This is a genomic window from Thiovibrio sp. Mzg5, assembly GCF_055379285.1.
Map to the genome: position 1 here is coordinate 2,731,413 of NZ_AP022872.1, position 20,324 is coordinate 2,751,736.

The 20,324-nt window shown below is 54.1% G+C and carries 17 protein-coding genes; 16 read left to right on the top strand and 1 reads right to left on the bottom strand.

Translation table 11 applies throughout. The features are described 5' to 3' along the window. Positions 1 to 263 precede the first annotated feature (263 nt). From ACZ46D_RS12700 to ACZ46D_RS12715, 4 genes are all read left to right on the top strand, one after another. Positions 264 to 2,927 carry a chemotaxis protein CheB gene (locus tag ACZ46D_RS12700; RefSeq protein ID WP_464927806.1) on the top strand — a complete coding sequence of 888 codons (2,664 nt, stop codon included), beginning with the start codon at positions 264 to 266 and terminating at the stop codon, positions 2,925 to 2,927. Beyond that, positions 2,927 to 6,244, top strand: coding sequence for a hybrid sensor histidine kinase/response regulator (locus ACZ46D_RS12705; protein WP_464927807.1), 3,318 nt, complete (start codon positions 2,927 to 2,929; stop codon positions 6,242 to 6,244). Before ACZ46D_RS12700 ends, ACZ46D_RS12705 begins: the two co-directional genes overlap by 1 nt. Before the next feature lie 74 nt (positions 6,245 to 6,318). After that, entirely contained in the window at positions 6,319 to 7,848 is a 1,530-nt protein-coding gene (locus ACZ46D_RS12710; RefSeq protein WP_464927808.1) for a sigma-54-dependent transcriptional regulator, read from the top strand. Positions 7,849 to 7,923: 75 nt separating this feature from the next. Continuing rightward, complete coding sequence (locus ACZ46D_RS12715) at positions 7,924 to 9,660, top strand: sigma-54 interaction domain-containing protein (RefSeq protein WP_464927809.1); 1,737 nt, start codon at positions 7,924 to 7,926, stop codon at positions 9,658 to 9,660. Between the two features lie 561 nt (positions 9,661 to 10,221). Here the strand turns inward: ACZ46D_RS12715 and ACZ46D_RS12720 are convergent. Continuing rightward, a complete protein-coding gene (locus tag ACZ46D_RS12720; protein ID WP_464927810.1) occupies positions 10,222 to 10,356 on the bottom strand; it encodes a hypothetical protein in 135 nt (44 codons plus the stop codon). Between the two features lie 212 nt (positions 10,357 to 10,568). Here ACZ46D_RS12720 and ACZ46D_RS12725 point away from each other — a divergent pair, with 212 nt between their 5' ends. The 12 genes from ACZ46D_RS12725 (at position 10,569) to ACZ46D_RS12780 (ending at position 20,308) form a co-directional block, all read left to right on the top strand. Next, positions 10,569 to 10,715, top strand: a complete 147-nt coding sequence (locus ACZ46D_RS12725; RefSeq protein WP_464927811.1) for a lmo0937 family membrane protein — start codon at positions 10,569 to 10,571, stop codon at positions 10,713 to 10,715. A gap of 119 nt (positions 10,716 to 10,834) precedes the next feature. Further along, positions 10,835 to 11,056, top strand: coding sequence for a hypothetical protein (locus ACZ46D_RS12730; RefSeq protein WP_464927812.1), 222 nt, complete (start codon positions 10,835 to 10,837; stop codon positions 11,054 to 11,056). 58 nt (positions 11,057 to 11,114) lie between these two features. Continuing rightward, complete coding sequence (locus ACZ46D_RS12735; RefSeq protein WP_464927813.1) at positions 11,115 to 11,765, top strand: hypothetical protein; 651 nt, start codon at positions 11,115 to 11,117, stop codon at positions 11,763 to 11,765. Positions 11,766 to 11,820: 55 nt separating this feature from the next. Beyond that, positions 11,821 to 12,072 carry a GlsB/YeaQ/YmgE family stress response membrane protein gene (locus tag ACZ46D_RS12740; protein ID WP_464927814.1) on the top strand — a complete coding sequence of 84 codons (252 nt, stop codon included), beginning with the start codon at positions 11,821 to 11,823 and terminating at the stop codon, positions 12,070 to 12,072. Positions 12,073 to 12,105: 33 nt separating this feature from the next. Further along, positions 12,106 to 12,396: a sll1863 family stress response protein gene (locus ACZ46D_RS12745; protein WP_464927815.1), complete on the top strand. Its 291-nt coding sequence runs from the start codon at positions 12,106 to 12,108 to the stop codon at positions 12,394 to 12,396. Positions 12,397 to 12,534: 138 nt separating this feature from the next. Then, complete coding sequence (locus ACZ46D_RS12750; RefSeq protein ID WP_464927816.1) at positions 12,535 to 13,014, top strand: LapA family protein; 480 nt, start codon at positions 12,535 to 12,537, stop codon at positions 13,012 to 13,014. Between the two features lie 51 nt (positions 13,015 to 13,065). After that, complete coding sequence (locus tag ACZ46D_RS12755) at positions 13,066 to 13,623, top strand: DUF1003 domain-containing protein (RefSeq protein ID WP_464929289.1); 558 nt, start codon at positions 13,066 to 13,068, stop codon at positions 13,621 to 13,623. Positions 13,624 to 13,691: 68 nt separating this feature from the next. Then, positions 13,692 to 14,096, top strand: coding sequence for a hypothetical protein (locus tag ACZ46D_RS12760; RefSeq protein WP_464927817.1), 405 nt, complete (start codon positions 13,692 to 13,694; stop codon positions 14,094 to 14,096). A gap of 29 nt (positions 14,097 to 14,125) precedes the next feature. Beyond that, on the top strand, positions 14,126 to 16,180 hold the full coding sequence (locus ACZ46D_RS12765) for a hybrid sensor histidine kinase/response regulator (RefSeq protein WP_464927818.1): 2,055 nt from the start codon (positions 14,126 to 14,128) through the stop codon (positions 16,178 to 16,180). Beyond that, positions 16,174 to 16,854, top strand: coding sequence for an ABC transporter ATP-binding protein (locus ACZ46D_RS12770; protein WP_464927819.1), 681 nt, complete (start codon positions 16,174 to 16,176; stop codon positions 16,852 to 16,854). Before ACZ46D_RS12765 ends, ACZ46D_RS12770 begins: the two co-directional genes overlap by 7 nt. After that, a complete protein-coding gene (locus ACZ46D_RS12775) occupies positions 16,851 to 17,879 on the top strand; it encodes an ABC transporter permease (RefSeq protein WP_464927820.1) in 1,029 nt (342 codons plus the stop codon). Before ACZ46D_RS12770 ends, ACZ46D_RS12775 begins: the two co-directional genes overlap by 4 nt. Before the next feature lie 536 nt (positions 17,880 to 18,415). After that, positions 18,416 to 20,308: an Ig-like domain-containing protein gene (locus ACZ46D_RS12780; RefSeq protein WP_464927821.1), complete on the top strand. Its 1,893-nt coding sequence runs from the start codon at positions 18,416 to 18,418 to the stop codon at positions 20,306 to 20,308. Positions 20,309 to 20,324: the final 16 nt, after the last annotated feature.

Below are 20,324 nucleotides of genomic sequence, written 5' to 3' on the forward strand. Positions count from 1 at the left end.
TCGCAACACCGTCAATCGTTGTCTCCGCGCTGCAAGCTCGCACCTCAAAGAGGGTGAGCTCAGATTCAGTTACCGTGACCGGAATATATCTCGGGTGCTCCTCAAGATCATCCGGGAAAATCCTCTGTTGTAGTTATGGCTCTCTTTTCAAGATATAATGAAGTGGTCAGAGAATTGTCTGAGGGGCACAGACAGGAAGAGTGTGTTGTAACGTACGATGAGTATCTTGGAGGGATGGCGTCTTTTTCGGATAATATTAAAACATGGGCGGAATTGTTGTGAAAAAGCAACGGGAACCATTGGAAAAAGGCAAGAAAACCCCCACCTCTTCGTCAGTTGTTGCCCCCCCTCGTCCCAAGAACCTCCTTTTTCCCATTGTCGGTATCGGTGCTTCTGCCGGCGGGCTGGAGGCATTGGAACAGTTTCTGGGGCATGTGCCGGAAAAAAGCGACATGGCCTTTGTCATCGTCCAGCACTTGGACCCGAACCACGAGGGGCTCCTGCCCGAGCTGCTTCAGCGCACCACCGGGATGGAGGTTTTTCAGGTCAGGGACCGGATGCGGGTTAAGCCGAACTGCGTCTATGTGATCCCCCCCAATAAAAACATGTCCATTCTGCACGGAGTGCTGCATCTGTTCGATCCGACGGCGCCCCGCGGCCTGCGGCTCCCCATCGATTACTTTTTCTCTTCCCTGGCCGAGGACCGGCAGAATGGGAGTATCGGGGTCATCCTGTCGGGGATGGGCACGGACGGTTCGATGGGCCTGCGGGCCATCAAGGAAAAAGCGGGTGTGACGCTGGCGCAGGAACCTGCCTCGGCCAAGTTCGACAGCATGCCCAAAAACGCCATTGATGCCGGGCTCGTCGATCTGGTCGCCCCGGCGGAGGAGTTGCCCGGAAAGATTATCGACTATCTCAAGCATTACTTGGTCGTGGCCAAGCCCGAGGGGTTGCCGCTGGAGGCGAAGGAGCAAAGCTCCCTGGAAAAGGTCGTCATTCTGTTGCGGGCCAAAACCGGCCACGATTTTTCCATGTACAAAAAAAACACCGTCTACCGGCGGATCGAGCGACGCATGGGCATTCACCAGATCAACGGGATCGCCGCCTATGTTCGCTTTCTGCAGGAGAATCCCCAGGAGATTGAGTTACTTTTTAAGGAACTGTTGATTGGCGTAACCAACTTTTTCCGTGATCCGGAGGCCTGGGCGCAACTGCAAGAAGAGGCCATTCCGGCACTCCTGGCGGATCGCCCGGCCGGCGGAACGCTGCGGGCTTGGTCGGTCGGCTGCTCAACCGGCGAGGAGGCATATTCGCTGGGGATTGCCTTCACGGAGGCACTGGAACAGCTCAAGCCCACGGAGAATTTCACGCTGCAGATTTTCGCCACCGATCTGGACCAGGACGCCATCGACAATGCCCGGCAAGGGGTCTATCCGGCCAATATCGTTGCGCATGTGTCCGACGAGCGGCTGCGCCGTTTTTTTGTCAAGGAACCGAAGGGCTACCGGGTGGGCAAGGAGATTCGGGAGATGGTGACCTTTGCCACGCAGAACGTCATCATGCACCCTCCCTTCACCAAGCTCGATATCCTCATTTGCCGCAACCTCTTGATCTATCTGACGCCGGAACTGCAGAAAAAGCTTCTGCCGCTCTTTCACTACAGCCTGAACCATGGCGGGATTCTCTTCTTGGGAAGTTCGGAAGCCGTCAGCACCTTTACCCATCTCTTCGCGCCGTTGAGCATCAAGTCGCGACTCTTTCGGCGGCGCGAATCAGCCGTGCTCTCCGAGCCGCTCGCGTTTGCCTCGTCGTTTGTCCACCCTCGGCCGGGAATTTCCAAGGAGTTAAAGATCTTGAAACCTGCAGACAACCTCCAGTCTCTCGCGGATCAACTGCTTCTGCAGCACTTTTCCCCCCCTGCCGTTCTGACCAACGACCTGGGTGATATTCTCTATGTCAGCGGCCGGACCGGGAGATATCTCGAACCGGCGGCCGGCAAGGCCAACTGGAATATTTTCGCCATGGCCCGGGAAGGGCTCCGTTTTGATCTGCGAAACGCCTTCCAGAAAGCGATCCGGCAAAAAGAGAAGATCACTGCCAAGGGTCTCAAGATCGAGGCCAATGGCGGCACACAGTCCGTTGATATAACCATCCAGGTGGTCAAAAACCCCGAGGCGTTGCGGGGGATGGTGATGATCGTCTTCACCGACGTGGCAACGGTTCTGAAAAAGAAAACGCCAGCCGACTCCCGGATCACTCCGGTCGGCAGCGCCAGGGTGCTCGAACTGGAGCAGGAGCTCCAGGAGGTCAGCGAAGCACTGCAGGCGACCCGCGAGGAGATGCAATCCTCGCAGGAAGAGCTCACCTCCACCAACGAGGAGCTGCAGTCCACCAACGAGGAGTTGCAATCCACCAACGAGGAGTTGACCACCTCCCGGGAAGAGATGCAGTCCTTAAACGAGGAGCTGCAAACGGTGAACGCCGAGCAGCAGTCCAAGATGGATGAGCTTTCGCGGGTGAACGACGATATGCGTAACCTGCTCAACAGCACGGAAATCGTCACCGTATTCCTGGACAACAAGCTCAATGTCCGGCGCTACACCCCCGGGGCGGATAAAATCTTTAAGCTGATCCCCGGCGATGTGGGGCGCCCGCTTTCGGATATCGCGAGCAAGCTGCTTTACCCTGACATGGCCGAAGAAGCGCGAGAAGTTTTGCGGAAGCTGACTTTTTCGGAAAAGCAGATTTCCGCCACGGATGGGCGCTGGTTTTCGGTGCGCATCATGCCCTACCGCACCATGGAGGATGTCATCGCCGGGGTGGTGATCACCTTCGTGGACATCACTGCGTTTAAGACTGTGAACTCGGAACTGCGCGAGGAGAATGCGCGGCTCAAGGCTCTGCTAGAGAGTAAAGGAAGTAAATAATGGGTATCGATAAAGACAAAAGCCGATCGGCCCCGGCCGAGTTGCGCCGGCAGGTGGAAGAGCTGTTGCGGGCGCAAACGGACTCCGCGCATCCACCCCGGAACGCAAAAGAGACGATGGGGCTCGTCCATGAACTTGAGGTGCACCGGATCGAACTGGAGATGCAGAATGAAGAACTGCGCAGTGCCCAGGAGGAGATTGAGTTTTCGCGGAATAAGTATCTCGAACTGTATGACTTTGCGCCGGTCGGTTATTTCACCTTTGATGCGCACGGCTTGATTCGGGAGGTAAATCTTACCGGCGCGCAGCTGCTGGGAATCGAGAGGCAAATGTTGGTCAATACACCCTTCAGTCGTTTTATTGCCGAGGCAGAGGGGAGAGCGCTTTTCCCCAAACACCTCGCAAGTGTTTTGCAAAAACAGGGTCTGCAGCGATGTGAAATCAGACTTAAGGGAAAAGACGGCACGGTGTTCCACGGGCAACTGCAGAGCATCGCCGTGGACACCAGCGAAAGCAAGGATGGGTATATCCTTTGCTCAATTGTTGATGACACGGTGAGCAAGCAGGCGGAAGCAGCGCTGCTCAAGGCCGGGGCGCTGCAGAGTGCGATTTTTAACAGTGAAAATTTTTCCAGCATCGCCACTGACGCGAACGGCGTTATCCAGATCTTCAATGTCGGCGCGGAACGGATGCTAGGCTACACCGCCGCCGAGGTTGTGGACAAGATCACCCCGGCCGACATTTCCGATCCCCAGGAATTGATCGTGCGCGCCAAATCGTTGAGCGTTGAGCTGGCCACCATGATCAGCCAGGGCTTCGAGGCCTTGGTCTTCAAGGCCTCCCGCGGAATCGAAGACATTTACGAGTTGACCTATATCCGCAAGGATGGCAGCCGCTTCCCGGCGGTCGTATCAGTCACGGCCCTGCGCGACGCGCACAACGAAATCATCGGCTACCTGCTGATCGGCACCGACAATACCGCACGCAAGCAAGTCGAAGCAGAGCAACAGCGTTTGCTCGATATTCAGGAGGAGATGTATAAACAACTGCAGGAGGCCAAGGAGACCGCGGAAGTCGCCAATAGCTTGAAATCCGTATTTCTCGCCAACATGAGCCATGAGATCCGCACGCCGCTCAATGCCATCATCGGCTTCTCCGCCCTTGCCCTGAATACGGACCTCTCCCCCAAGCAGCATGGCTACGTCCGCAAGATCAACGATTCCGGGGTCTCGCTTCTCGGGATCATCAACGGCATCCTTGATTTTTCCAAGATCGAAGCCGACAAGCTGGAGTTGGAGCAATCCCTGTTCGGCCTGGACGATGTGCTGTCAAGCGTCATCGCAGTTGTCGAGCAAAAGGCGGTTGACAAGAATATAGAGTTGCTCCTCGATGTATCGCCGGAAATTCCCTGGCAGCTCGTGGGCGATTCCCTCCGGCTCGGTCAGATTCTCACCAACCTGGTGGGCAATGCCATCAAGTTCACGCTGGAGGGGGAGGTGGAACTCATTGTCACTCTCCAGGAGAGGGGCGAGAGCAGAACCAAACTCCAGTTCTCCGTGCGCGACACGGGGCTCGGACTTTCTTCCGAGCATCTCGCCAAGCTCTTCCAGCCTTTTACCCAGGCCGACGGCTCGATGACCCGGCGTTTCGGCGGGACAGGGCTGGGGCTCTCCATCTCGAAGCGGTTGGTGGAGATGATGGGGGGTGACATCTGGGCGAAAAGTGAGCCTGGCATGGGGAGTGTCTTCAGCTTTACGGCCTGGTTTGCCATTGAAAGCGCGGAGAGCTCACCGCCGCGCATCCCTGAGAAGCTGAACCGAATGAAAATCCTTGTTGCCGATGATAATGACCTCAGTCAACAGAAAATGGTCAAGCTCTTGAGTCGCTTCCCGGCACGCGTGGATACCGTTAATTCGGGCATCGAAGCCGTTTCCGTCATCCAGAACCAGAACCCCGCCGACCCCTATAAGCTCATCCTCATGGATTGGAACACCTCGGAGATGGATGAGGTCGGGGCGGCCCGTCACATCAAGGAATATCTGGCGCTGCACACCATTCCCTCCATCATTATGGTCACCTCCTTTTTTGGTGCGCAAACAGGACCGGCGGATGCAGGGAAGGCCGGCGCTGATTATTTCCTGCGCAGGCCGGTCACCGCCTCGTCTTTGTTCGACGCAATAATCGAGATCCTTACCCCGGCAGAGCGAGCGACGGCCATGAGAATTCCGCATGGCGGGGAAATAACCTACAACTTCATGGCCGCCCACATCCTGCTGGTGGAAGACAACGAGATCAACCAGCAGCTTGCCATCGAACTCCTTAAGAATGCGGGCTTGACGGTTGACGTGGCCAACAATGGCCGTGAGGCGGTGGAGATGGTCACGACGGCGGAACATTCCTACGACCTGGTGCTGATGGATATCCAGATGCCCGAGATGGACGGTTATGAGGCGACCCGGCGCATCCGGTTGGATGCGCGCTTCAATGCGCTCCCCATCCTCGCCTTGAGCGCGCACGCCCTGGTGGAGGACCGGCAGAAGACGGTTGACGCCGGCATGAATGATCACATTACCAAGCCCATTGATCCGCGGATCATGTTCAGGGCCATGAGCCGGTATCTCCGGCACTCCCCGACGGGCGCGGAGGCGCGTGCTTGCCGGAGTAATAGCGCCCCGGGGCAGGTTGCCATCCCTGAGATTCCCGGCGTTGATGTGACGCGAGCGCTGGCTCGGATTAACGGCAACGAAAAGCTCTACCTGCAATTGCTCCGGAAATTCATGGTGAACCAGGCCGGCACCGCGGCGGCCCTTGAGTCGGCCCTTGCGTCGGGGGACCGCTCCCTGGCGGAACGCCTTGCCCATACGACAAAAGGGGTGGCAGGGAACATCGGCGCGACCAGGGTTCAGGAAGTCGCGGCGGAACTGACCGCTTCCATCAGGCATAACGATGCGCCGGAGTCGACCGGGGAGATACTCCAGCGTTTTGCCGGAGGAATGGCAGCCCTGGTGGCTACTCTGAAACTGGCGCTGGCCGGACCGGACGCGGCTGGCAGACAGGACCCTGTTGCTGCTGATTCGGCAGAGACAAGAGCGGTGCTGAACCAACTGCTCCGCTATATCACGGAGAACGACGGTAGGGCGGAATACTATCTGGATGCATGCCGGCGTGAGCTGGCAGGGCTTCCCCCAGAGGAGATGGGAAAACTCGAGGTTTGTCTTGCAAACTTTGACTATGAGAAAGCGCATGCGGTTCTCAGTGCCCTTGCGGAAAAGAGTGGTATTGACCTGGAAGAAGCCGGTATTGCCACGGAGTTATGAGTTGTCCGGATTCCGGGTTTCACCGGAGTGATGACTTTTCAAGAGACCGTCAAGGTTGAAAAAAGGGAAATAGTGTGGAAGCAAACAGAGCACGCAAGGTCGTTCTTATTGTAGATGACACGCCGGATAACGTCAGCATCCTGAATGCTGCCTTGATGGAGGAGTACGACATCAAGGTGGCGACGCGGGGCAAGAAGGCCATCGAGATCGCCATGACGACCCCGATTGATATTATCCTCCTCGATGTCATGATGCCGGGAATGGACGGGTTTGAAACCTGCCGACGCCTGAAGGAAGAGGAGCAGACGCGCAATATCCCGGTCATCTTCATTACGGCCCGGGGCGAGATCGAAGATGAGACCAAGGGGCTTTCCTGCGGCGGCGTCGACTACATCGCCAAGCCGATCAGCACTCCCATCGTGCAGGCAAGGGTGAGGACGCACCTTGCGCTTTACGAGCAAAACCGCATCCTGGAGGACAAGGTGCAGGAGCGGACCGCGGATTTGACCAAGGCAAACGAGCGGCTTTCCCGAGAAATACAGGACCGCAAGGCGGCGGCAGACGCCCTCATGGAAGCGCTCACCATAATCAAGCAATTAAAAGAACAATTGCGGGAGGAGAATACTTATCTGCGGGAAGAAATTGACCTGATCCACTCCCACATGCATATCGTGGGCAATGGTGAAGCGATCAGGGATGTTTTGAAGCAGGTAGGGCAAGTGGCGCCGACTGAGGCGACGGTCCTGATCCAGGGGGAGACCGGCACAGGCAAGGAGCTGCTCGCGCGTGCGGTCCATGACCAGAGCGGCCGCAAGGATCGGCTCATGATTACGGTCAACTGCGCGGCCTTGCCGCCGACCCTCATCGAAAGCGAACTATTCGGCCGCGAGAAGGGCGCCTTTACTGGAGCGCTGTCGAAACAGATAGGCCGTTTTGAGCTGGCGGATGGTTCCACCATTTTTCTCGACGAAATTGACGCCTTGCCCCTGGAACTCCAGGCCAAGCTGCTTCGGGTGCTGGAAAGCGGTGAATTTCAGCGTCTGGGCAACCCCAGGACCGTAAAGGTCAACGTCAGAATCATTTCGGCGACAAACCGCGATCTTGCCGAGTTGGTCAGCGCGGGCAGTTTTCGGCAAGACATGTACTACCGTTTGAATATTTTCCCGATTACCGTGCCGCCTCTGCGCGAGCGCCGGGAAGATATCTTGCCGCTTATGTGGTCTTTTGTGCAAGAGTTCAGCAAGAGCATGAACAAGCGGATCGAATCCATCTCGCCCAAGAGCGTGCAAGCCATGCAAGCCTATCCCTGGCCCGGCAACGTAAGGGAACTGAAGAATGTCACCGAGCGGGCGATGATTGTCACCACCGGACCTGTGCTGCGTATAGAGTTGCCGAAGATTGCCCCGTCTGCCTCAGGCCCGTCCGGGACGCTTGAGGAGATGGAGAGACTCCATATTGCCGATGTGCTGGAGGCAACCGGCTGGCGGGTGAGCGGCAAAAATGGAGCGGCAACGATTTTGGGCATCAACCCCAAGACGCTTGAGTCGAGAATGCAAAGATTGGGCATCCAAAGAACCGGGAAAAGTGATCTTGCCATGAAATAATAGTGGACAGGCGATTAAGCTAGCTGGGAAAATAGAAGAGAGCTTCTTGGTAATTCGGGGTAAAGGAGGTTCGCTATGGTCGCTATGGGATGCAGCAAAAAGAAGAAGTTGGCCGCGGCAGTCGTACTGCGCAGCCAAGCGGAAAAACGGTTGCAGGCGGAGGCAGGGAAACGGCCTGGTGCGCCCGAGGCTCGGGAAGAGGACTTGTTGCGGCTCGTTCATGAACTCAAGGTCCATCAGATCGAGTTGGAGATGCAAAATGCAGAGCTGTGCCGCTCCAGGGACGAGCTTGAACTGTCGCGGGATAAATATGCCGAACTCTACGATTTTGCGCCGGTTGCCTATTTTGCCTTTGATAGCGCGGGCGTGATCCGGGAGGTGAATTTTGCCGGCGCGCAACTGCTTGGCTTGGAGAAGCGACAGTTGCTCAATAAGCCATTTGTCAGCTTTATTGTCGATGCCGCCGGCAAGGATGTTTTTTTAAAACACCTCAGCCGCCTTGCGAGAAAACAGATTGTCCAGAGATGCGAGGTCAGCTTCCGGAGCAATAGCGGCAGGGTGATTCCCGGTCAATTTCAGAGCATCGCCGTGCATAATCCTGAGCATAAAGATGATGATATCTTTACCTCGATTACTGACGTCACGGTTTACAAACAGTTGGAAGCGATGATGCACAAGGAGTATGACAGCCTGGAGTTAACCGTCCATGAGCGGACGGAAGAGTTGATCAAGGCAAACGCGCGGCTCTCCCACGAAATAGAGGACCGCAAGGTGGCGGCGGACTCCTTGCGGGAGGCGCTGACCATAATCAAGCAATTAAAAGAACAATTGCGGGAAGAGAATCTGTATCTCCGGGAAGAAATCGACCAGATATATTCACATTCTAATTTTGTCGGCGACAGTAAAGCAATTAGAGCCGCATTGAAACAGGTAGGGCAGGTTGCCCCGACAGAGGCGACGGTCCTGATCCAGGGGGAGACCGGCACGGGCAAGGAACTGCTCGCGCATGCGCTCCATGACCAGAGCGGTCGCAAGGATCGGCTCATGATTACGGTCAACTGCGCGGCCCTGCCGCCGACCCTCATCGAAAGTGAACTTTTCGGCCGCGAGAAGGGCGCTTTTACCGGCTCGATGTCGAAACAGATAGGCCGTTTTGAGCTGGCGGATGGTTCCACCATTTTTCTCGACGAAATTGACGCCTTGCCCCTGGAGCTCCAGGCCAAGCTGCTTCGGGTGCTCGAAAGCGGTGAGTTTGAGCGTCTGGGCAACCCCCGGACCATCAAGGTCGATGTGAGAATCATTTCAGCGACCAACCGCGATCTTGCCGAGTTGGTCAGCGCGGGCAGTTTTCGGCAAGACATGTACTACCGTTTGAACATTTTCCAGATCACCGTGCCGCCTCTGCGCGAACGGCGGGACGACATCTTGCCGCTGGTGTGGTCTTTTGTGCAAGAGTTCAGTAAGAGCATGGACAAGCGGATCGAATCCATCTCGCCCAAGAGCGTGCAAGCCATGCAAACCTATTCCTGGCCGGGCAACGTGCGGGAACTGCGGAATGCCACCGAGCGGGCGATGATTGTCGCCACCGGCCCTGTGCTGCAGATCGAGTTGCCGAAGAGTATGCAGTCGGGGCCAGCCCCGTCCGGGACCCTTGAGGATCTGGAGAGGCGCCACATTGTCGATGTGCTGGACGCAACCGGCTGGCGGGTAAGCGGCAAAAGTGGGGCGGCAACGATTTTAGGCCTCAACCCCAAGACGCTTGAATCGAGAATGCAAAGATTAGGCATCCAAAGAAATAGAAATAATTTCTGACATATCAGGAGTCTCCTGATATGTCAGGTAGCAGCACCTCTCAAGGGATGTACCCTTCCCCCGCAGTTTCCGCATAAGTTTCAATGATTTCAATATCATTGGAACTTATGCGTCGGCAGTAACACTTCTGGCACACATTCTGCTTTAAGCATCCATAGAAAGACCAAGGTGCGTTTCTCTTTTGTTGCGATAGGAGCATCGAAAAGATGCATTGGAAATTATCGGAATGAGGGAGAGATTGTAAGGACTATTGCAAAGCGATGCCTGATGTTTGTTGGTGCTTAACGGAGTGTGCGTCAGTGTATCAATACAATCAGGTTATTAATCAGGGTAAACCTGAAAGGAAGGGCAAGATGGAATTTGTTATCGCCGTGTTGGTTGTTGCTGTGCTGGTGTATGTAATTATTTACTTGGTGTAGTACGGATAAAAAAACATTCTACAAAGGAGAACAACATGGGATTCGTAATCGCAGTCTTAGTGGTGGTAATTCTCGTGATAGTAATTATGAAGCTCACCTAACATTCGGTTCGATTCATGTGTCTATCCGCTATGTTGATGGGTTAAAGAGCGGGGGCTTCGCCCCCGCGCACTCCACGCATGACAATGTCATGGTCACCCTGTTCAACCGGGCCGGCAACCAGCGCCTTGCTGGGATTCTCGCCGGTCCGGTTGGGCAGGGGTATCTCCCTGCTCACTTTGTGTGACCGGGAGATTTTTTATCGGGGCGTCGTGGCGCAAAAGAACGGATTCGGCAACGATATCGCCGGAAAAGTCAGGTGCAATAGCCATGGGTATGGCTTGACATATGGTGTTGCCTTCCCCACCGGGAAGGCGGAAGAAGACAAACAATTTAATGGCCAGTTAGCTCAACTCCCGAAAGTTCGGTTGTGGCACAAGGAGAAGCAAAATGCTCGAGACCATTGTCGTCATCCTGGTCGTCCTCTGGCTTCTGGGGTTTGTCACCTCGTATACCATGGGTGGACTCATTCATGTCCTGTTGGTCATCGCGGTCGTGGTGCTTCTGCTTCGTATCATTCAGGGGCGCCGCCTCTAACATCCCTTGGGCAGAGAGGGCCGACTGCTCGTGGTCCCCGCTTTTGCCGGGGAATCCTTGGCGTCCTGACCCGGGGGAGGGGCAAGAGTTTATTTAATAGTTAAGAAAGAGGAGGCGAAATGAACGCAGTCAAGATTGCGGCAATCCTGCTGATCGCGGCCGGGGTTCTGGGGTTGGTGTATGGCGGTTTCAGCTATACCACGGAGACCCATGAAGCCAAGCTGGGATCGCTCGAGCTGTCGGTGCAGGAAAAGCAGAAGGTCAACGTCCCGGTTTGGGCCGGCGTGGGGGCGATCGTGCTTGGCGGCGGACTCCTCCTTTTGGGCAGTAAGAAGAGCTAGCCTCAACAATGTAGTCCCGTTACCCGGGTAAATAAATATCATCCAAGGAGATTTTTTCATGACATTTAGAATCAAGTCCGTATTCCCTCTCGTTGCCCCGTTGCTTGGGTTTCTTCTCCTCCTGCCTGGGTGCGCGACGACCGGTTCAGGTCGCGCTGAAAAGACCACCGCCAAAATGGAGGTCGTGGACAGCGAGATACGGCAAGCCGTTGTCCAGATCGATGCGACTGGGATCTCGCTGGAGAAACTCATTAAGCCGGGGTTGTCCGATACGAAAGGGGCTTTTGAAACATATTCAGAAAACGTCGTTAAGATGGAGCGCTTGGGGGAAAAGTTGATCAAGCACACCGACGAGATGAGCGTTCGGGGCAAGGACTACTTCGCCGAGTGGGAAAAGCAGGGGAATACCTACACCAATCCGCAGATTCGGGAACTCAGCGAACAGCGGCGCTCCGACTTGAATACGGTATATAGAAAAATATCCGAGTCCAGCATCGGCGTGAAAGGCTGGTTCATTGCCTACATGCGCGATATTAAGGAAATTCAGTCGTTCCTCTCGACGGACCTCACTGACAAGGGAATTACATCCATTACTCCGGTTGCCCGGAAGGCCATAAGCGACGGGACCATTCTCAGGAATGCTGTTTTGCCGGTATTGTCCGCCCTCGATGGCGCTAAAAGAGAAATGGCTCAAGGTGGTGCGAATTAAGCGAAGGGTGTTTGGGGTTTTCAACCGTATTTGCTGATAAGCAAGAGGAGAAACAATGGACTTCGTAAGCTTATTGATTTCTCTTGCCGTAGGCGCAGTGGCGGGTTCGCTGGCCGGAACAATCATGAAGGGCGGGGGCTTTGGTCTGCAGGGGAACATCATTATTGGTCTTATCGGTGGGGTCGTAGGCGGGTTCTTGTTCAGATTGTTGGCAATTGCTGCGGGCGGTTTAATCGGCTCAATCGTGACAGCTACTTTGGGAGCTGTGATCCTGCTGTTATTAATCGGACTTTTCAAGAAAGCCTAAAAATTCTGAATCCAATAACAAAGGAGATGCGTTATGAGCACGAAAGAAGCTTATAAACAGAAGATAGATGCCGAGGTGGAGCTGGCGCAGGCGAAATTATCCGAGTTGCGGGCCAAGGCGAAAATTTCTGTCGCCGACGCCCGGATCAAATACGCTCAGCAGATTGATGACCTTGAGCTGGGGGTTGAAGCCACGAAGGCTAAACTGAAGGAGCTGGGCGAGGCGAACGAGGATGCGTGGGAGCATCTTAAAGAAGAAGTGGAGAGTGCTTGGGGGGCATTGCGCGATGGGGTTCGAGATGTCGGCGCCAAGCTGAAAAAATAACGCGCCCTCTCCTGGTTGTCGTGGAACGGCCGGCAGCACTCGCCTTGAATCGGTTTGAGAGATCGGGGAAGTGCCGGTGATATTTTGGAAAGCAGCGCAACTTGTTCCCCGTGAAATGGACAAAGGAGACTGGTCAACATGAAGGTGCGCACCCTGTTTTTGTTGCTGACCCTGGTCGCAATTGCCGCTTTCACCGCGCTCAACTGGAGCGCGTTCATGACGCCGACAACCCTTTCCTTGGGGGTTGCCAATGTTCAGGCGCCGCTGGGACTGGTCATGCTTGGCTTGGTGGCCTTTCTCGCGGCGCTCTTTCTTGTGTTTGTGGTCTATCTCCAGACCTCGGTGCTCCTTGAGGCGCGCCGTCACGCCCGGGAGCTGCAGGCCAACCGAGAGCTTGCGGGCCAAGCCGAGGCTTCGCGTTTCACCGAACTGCGCGGGTTCCTTGAGGCGGAGTTGAGGAGACAGGCGGGCCTGGACGCGGAGTCGAGGGCGATTGTGCTGGCAAGGCTGGACCAGCTTGATCGTGATCTCCGCTCCGCGGTTGAACAGTCGGGAAACACCCTCGCCGCCTACATCGGTGAACTGGAAGATCGTCTTGAAAGAGGGCGGGCGACCTGACTCGCCGACCACCGCCCTCCACTCCGAAAACGTAGATCACTTCGAGACATGATAAAAAAACCTGAAGACGTTGCAGAGAAACTTCTTGGCGTGCCCTATGCATCATTGGACAAGCTCACCAGGAAGATTGCCCGGCATGTTGCCGGACGAAAGCACATTGCCAGAAACATCGTAAGGGAATCTGAGGCAAAGACAACTCTGGGGCAGCGTGCAGCAGATGCGGTTGCGAGCTTCGGGGGTTCCTGGACATTCATCGCCTTATTCGCGACAGTCTTGGTCGTCTGGGTTGGTCTGAATTCGTTCATCCTTGTTGCGCACAACAAGATTTTTGATCCCTACCCGTATATCTTGCTCAACCTGTTTCTCTCCATGCTGGCCGCCGTTCAGGCGCCCATAATCTTGATGTCGCAGAACAGGCAGGCGGAAAAAGATCGGCTTCATGCGGAACATGATTATGAGGTCAATCTGAAGGCCGAACTCGAAATCATGTTGCTGCACCAGAAGGTGGATTTGTTGAGAGAAGGCCAGTGGGGAGAACTCTTGGCCATTCAGAAGGAGCAGATGCGGTTGTTGGGGGATTTGCTGGAAAAGAAAATCGAGGCGGACTGAGTTTCGGGTCTCACTGTGCACCGATCAACGTTGGCACGCCAGATGGAAAGTAGGCACAGGAGAGACCGATGAAAACTGGAGTGGGTTTGTGGATTGACCACAAAAAGGCCATTGTCGTGGTTTTTACGGAAGAAGGGCAAAAGATCCGACAGATATTGTCGCAGGCAGAAAAAAAACCCCGGCGGTCCGGTGATTCACCGCTTAAAGGTTTCTATGCCTCCCGGCAGGTGCCGGCGGAGGATAGTAGCCAGAGAATTTTCACGGGACTTCTCAATAGTTACTATGATGAGGTCATCGCGGATATCCGTGATGCGGAATCCATTCTGATCTTTGGTCCTGGTGAGGCAAAGAACGAACTGAAAGCACGTCTTGAAAAAAACAACCTCGGTGAACGCATCGTCGGCATTGAAACAGTGGACAAGATGACGGATCGTCAGGTCGCGGCGAAGGTTCGACAGCACTTTTCCGGATAACATTCGGCAAGAAGATTGAGGTTGTGAGTATGTCAGATACAAATGACGAGAATCAAATTTCCCTCGCCAATATCGAACTGAGTAAACACATTGCGCGACTGGAAGAGGCCTTGCTGGAAAAGGAGAAAGCCGGGGAGGCGCTGCAAGATTCCGAAAAGCGCTACCGTCGGCTCTTTGAGTCGGCCAAGGACGGAATCTTGATTCTCGATGCTGATACGGGCAAGGTGGTTGACGTCAATCCTTTCCTGTTGCACTTGCTCGGGTATTCGTACGATGCATTATGCGGGAAGCATATCTGGGAGCTCGGGGTATTCAAAGACATTGCCGCGTCCAAGGACGCTTTTCAGGCTCTGCAAGATAACGAATACATCCGCTATGAGGATTTGCCGCTGGAAACCCAAGAGGGGCAATCCATCGCCGTGGAGTTTGTCAGCAATGTGTACTTGGTGGATCACAGCAAGGTGATCCAATGCAACATCCGTGACATCACCGCCCACAAGCGGGCCAAGGCCGAACGCACGCGATTGATGGCGGCCATCGAACAGGTTGGCGAGGGCATTTTTGTGACCGATGCCCAGGGGACCATCCAGTTCGTCAATCCGGCTTTCAAGCGGATGACGGGCTACTCCGGAGAGGAGGCCGTCGGGCAGAATCTGCGCATTCTCAAGAGCGGCGAGCAGGACGAACTGTTTTATCGCAATCTGTGGGAGACCATCTCCGGCGGCAAAACCTGGAGTGGCCGGATGGTCAACAAGCGCAAGGATGGGACTCACTACACCGAGGAAACCACGATTTCGCCGGTTCGCGACGCTTTGGGGCAGATCGTCAACTACGTGGCCGTCGGACGGGACATCACCGATCATCTCCGGCTGGCTGCCCAGTTTCAGCAGGCCCAGAAGATGGAAGCGGTTGGCCTGCTGGCGGGCGGCGTGGCCCACGATTACAACAATATGCTCACCGTGATCCTCGGTTATGCGGAACTGGCGCAACGCAAGGTGGATCCGACCCAGTCGCTGTATACCGACCTTGAGGAAATCATCAAGGCCGGCAAACGTTCCACGGGCATAACCCGGCAATTGCTGACCTTTGCCAGAAAACAGACGATCATCCCCGTGGTGCTGGACCTGAATAAAGCCGTGACGAACATGCTCAACATGCTGCGGCGACTCATCGGCGAGGGTATCGATCTGCTCTGGCTGCCCGAGCAGGAACGAGCTCTGGTCAAGATGGACCCCGTCCAAGTGGATCAGATGCTGGCCAATCTTTGCCTCAACGCCCGGGACGCCATTGCCGACGTCGGCAAGATCACGATTGAAACGGGAAACGTTGTCTTTGACGAGGCTTATTGCGCTGATCATGTTGGGTTTATCCCTGGAGAATATGTGTTGCTGGCTGTCAGCGACAATGGTTGTGGCATGGACAAGGAGACCCTGGACCAAATATTCGAGCCGTTTTTCACCAGCAAGGAGGTGGGGCAGGGCACCGGTTTGGGGCTATCCATGGTGTATGGCATCGTCAAGCAGAACCATGGCTTCATCAACGTCTACAGCGAGCCGGGAAAAGGAACGACCTTTAGAATCTACCTCTCCCGGTGCGCGGACCACGCCGTCGATGCCCAGGGGGAAAGAGCGGTGGAAATCCCTCTCAGTCACGGGGAGACAGTGCTGTTGGTGGAGGACGAGCCTGCGCTCCTGAAGATGAGCAAGATGATGTTGCAAAAAATAGGGTATCGGGTGTTGGCCGCAGGCACGCCGGGCGAGGCCATTGGCCTGGCCAAGAAACACGCGGGCGAGATCCACCTTCTCCTCACCGATGTGGTTATGCCGGGCATGAACGGCAAAGATCTGGCGGAACGGGTGCACGCCCTGTGCCCCAATATGGAAATTTTGTTCATGTCCGGCTATTCTGTGAACATGATCGCGAGCCAGGGGGTGCTGGACGAGAGTGTGAACTTTATTGAAAAGCCATTCTCGATGAAGGACCTGGGCGTCAAAGTGGCTGCGGTGTTGAGCGGAATTCGCAAGGCAAGTGTCTCGACCAACCACCTTGACACAAAGGGAAAAGGCGGAGATTTATTATGTTGATTGAGGTTCAGAATCTTACAAAAGTTTATAATGGCAAGAGGGGGCTTCTTCCCACTAGTTTTGCAGTGGCAAAAGGAGAGTTGATTGCCATTGTCGGACACAACGGGGCCGGGAAATCCACGCTTCTGAAAATGTTAGCCAGCTGGATAGTTCCCGACAGCGGAAAAGTTTTGGTGGATGGGATCAACCTGAAAAACAGGATAGCATTGGTGCGCAAGATCGGGTTTGTTCCGGAAACGCCCAATCTTTTTGATTTTTTTTCCGTTGAATACAACTTCAAACTCTTTGCCCGTCTTTTCCAAATACCTTTTTCCCGCATAGAAGAAATCTTGAAAGAGTTTAATTTGCTCACCTACCGACACAACAAGGTCCAGGTTTTGTCCAAGGGCTTAAAACAAAGGGTGAGCATCGGGCGTTCTATTTTGGCGGATCCGCCGGTGCTTCTTTTTGATGAGCCCACCTCCGGCCTGGATTTTGAGATGACGAAAGAGGTTTATAGGCTGCTGAAAAGTACCCATGCTTCAGGGAAAACAATCCTTTTCACCTCCCATCGTCCTGAAGAGATTAAAACCCTTGCCACGCGTATCATGTTGCTGCATCAGGGAAGTGTGGTTTTTGATGGCCCGCCCCAGGAATATTTCCAGTCAAAAATTTACGAGAATCTCTACGCATGATAAGAAATATTGTCACCTTAACTTTGAATGATTTGGCCATTGCCTTTAAAAACAAGACAATCTATCTCATCTTATTTATTCCATTATTTGTTTTCTTATCCTTGCAATTCGTGGATCAGAAAAATGAAGAGCTGCAAACAATAAAGATCGGTCTCATCCAAAATGTGGAATATGCTCCGGTTATTATTCAAAGCTTGAAAGCAGCGGATAAATTATTTGTAGTTTCTTGGCTTGCCAATGAAGAGGAAGGAAGAAGCTCGTTAAAAGAAAAAAAAATAGATGGGTTTTTGCTGAAATCTGAAAAGGACCCGCAGAGTTTAGAGTTGTTGGTTTTGGAAAAAGCATCGTTCCGAACCATTGCCATTGTTGAAGGATTTTCCGCCTTGCAAATAGCCGTGGAAGGGAAGAGCAAAAACTGGCTTTCTGATATCAAGTCTCTTCGTGATAGCGGGATTCAACGGCAGACGTTGCCCACCTGGATCTTAATGTTGGTTTTACTTGTCGGTTTCATTGTAATTCCTGCGCAAATTGCCGAAGAAAAAGAAAAAAAATTACTTCTTGGCCTTTTGCAAACCCCGGTGCGGGAATTTGAGTGGTTGCTTGCCAAGTTGTTGTTAGGGATGATTTTAATCCACCTGGCAGTTATCTTCCTGCATCTCCTGGGTAAATTTGAAATTGAAAACAGCCTGAGTTATTTTGCCTTCATAGGCATTGGCAGTTTCTGCTTCAGTTCTTTTGGAATATTTTTGGGCTTTTTATGTCGCACGCAGGCAAGTGCCAGGACCTTGGGCGTCCTTTTTTATCTGCCCCTTCTGCTTCCTTCTGCGTTATCCGACTTTTCACAAAAATTACATTCCTTTGCTCCGGTATTGCCTTCCTATCAGTTTTATGGGCCAATCAAGGCAATCCTGCTGGAGGGGGGCAGAATATCGAGTTTTCCTCTGGAATGGACATATCTCTGTTTAGTCGGACTCATAACCTCTTTGTTTTCATATCTCTTACTGAAAAAACGTTGGCTCATGTGAGATAAGCTAGCTAAAGGCCCTTGGCTCATTCTGCCACCATGCCTTGCAGATGCCCAAAGCCAAAAGGAATTCCTGACATATCAGGAGTCTCCTGATATGTCAGGTAGGAGGACCCTTCAGGGTATTTCTTTTTCATTGCAGTTTTCACTTAGAATCTAATTATTTCAGTACCATAGGAGGCTGTCTCTTTGCGGCAACATCCATGGCACGCATTCTGCTAACCAATATCACTAACAAACGCCAAGGCATGTTTCCTCAGGGTGCGATCGGCCCCCCATTAGAAACGCTACATGTCTTGATCAATCGCTGTATCTGTTTACCAAGCAAATAATTTCAAGCAGGGAATTTGGCTACATGGCAATCAATAATTCCATTGTTATGGAGACCGAGCAAGGAGGCACCGCTGGCACTATGGTGGAGAGGAGGAACATGGTCTGGCTGTAATATCATTTTTGAAGGTTTTTTGAAGAGACAAGCAAGAGAAGCAAAGAGGTTGTTCGTGAGTTCAAGCGGAAAAGAGAGAAGGAGGGGTTTTTATGAAAATATTTAAGGCTCGGCAAATGTATCTTTTGTTTATTGTAATTCTGAGTGTTTTTTCCATTACAGGCTGCGGAGGAGGTGGTGGTGATGGCCAAGCTCCTATTCTAGGAAGCGGCGATGCCGTAATCGCGCCCACGGTGACCGCCGTAGCTCCGCTCAACAATGCCACCGGCGTACCGATCAACACAAAATTAATCACCGCCGCCTTCAGTAAGGCGATGGCTCCCGCCTCCCTCACTACAACAAGCTTTACCCTGGCCCACGGCGCAACGGCCGTTACCGGCGGGACGGTTACCTACGTAACGACCGGCAATGTGGCAACGCTCACCCTGCCGGTGGCCGATCTTCTGCCCAGCACCCTCTATACTGCCACGATTACCACGGCGGCAACGGACACGGCAGGCACTCCCCTGGCCAGTAACTATGTCTGGACCTTTACCACCGGAGGAACCGCAGACACCACCGCACCCTTTATTACCGCCACTGGTGTTTACGGTACTACGGGAACTTTGGCTGGCGCCACAGGGTTGCCCACGAACAGAGTCTCCACCGCAACTTTTAATGAATCGATGAACCCGTTAACCATCACCACCCCGCCTTCCTTTACGGTGCAGAACACAACCCTTGGCGTCCCCGTAGCAGGCACGGTGACATATTCCGTCGCCGGCAAGACTGCGACCTTTACCCCCACAGGAGGTGTTTTCGCAGCTAATACCCTCTTTACTTGCACGATCAGCGTCGCGTCCAAGGATCTGGCAGGCAATGCCATGGTTGCACCGTATGTCTGGTCCTGGTCAACCGGGGCTGGCTTAGACGCCACCGCACCCACGGTAACTACCACCAACCCTCTGAACGTTGCAACCGGCGTCTGTGTTAACAAGACCATCAATGCCACCTTCAGTGAGGATATAGATCAGACTACGCTCACCAACCTCACCTTCACGGTGGCAGGCAAAACCGGATTAATTACCTATGATCCGATAACCTTCATCGCGTCCTTTAACCCGGACACCGATTTCGCAGCCAATACCCTCTATACCGCCACGATCAAAGGCGGCGCCAGCGGAGTCAAGGATCTGGCGGGCAATGCCCTGGCGGTCGACAAGGTCTGGAGCTTCACCACCGGCACAGGCACCTGCGCCGCCCCGGTAAACCTTGCCTCTGCCAGCACGTTCGCGATTGCGGCGACCACCGGGATGACCACCAACGGTGCCCCGGCCAACCCTATTATTAATGGGGATGTGGTCCTGCATCCGACTTCTACCTGTGATGCTGTGGCCGTTCCTAACGATGGATCAATTGGTGCTTGTGATGGCACCCCGCCAACAGTCACCGGGAAGGTATACTCCGGCAACTATCTCCCGGCCGTGGCTATTGCAGCCAAGGGCGACCTGCGGCAGGCGTATCTTGACATCACTCCTGCAAATCTGCCAGGGGCAACCGCGATAGCAGCCGGCACTACACTGGGAGCGCCGATTGGTGCCCCGCTCGTGGAGGGAGATAATCTCTTCTATCCCGGTGTGTACCAATCCCTTACCTCGATCTTGATTACGGGCGACCTCACCCTCGATGCCCAGGGCGATGCCAATGCGGTCTTCGTCTTCCAGTCCTCCAGTACAGTCGGTACGGATGTTGGTGCTCATATCATCCTGACCGGCGGAGCCAAGGCTTCCAACGTCTGGTGGCAGGCTGGCAGTGCGGCAACGCTGCAAACGAACACCATCTGGAATGGCAATATCCTGGCCTATGACAATGTCACGTTGAATACCGGCACCATCTCATGCGGCCGACTGTTTGCCGGGGCGTCGACGGATGGTTTCTTGTCAATGCTTGACGATACCGTCATTTCCGTGCCGGGGAATGATCCGGCACGGCCTCTTTGCCAGTAAGAGGCGGTGGATTACA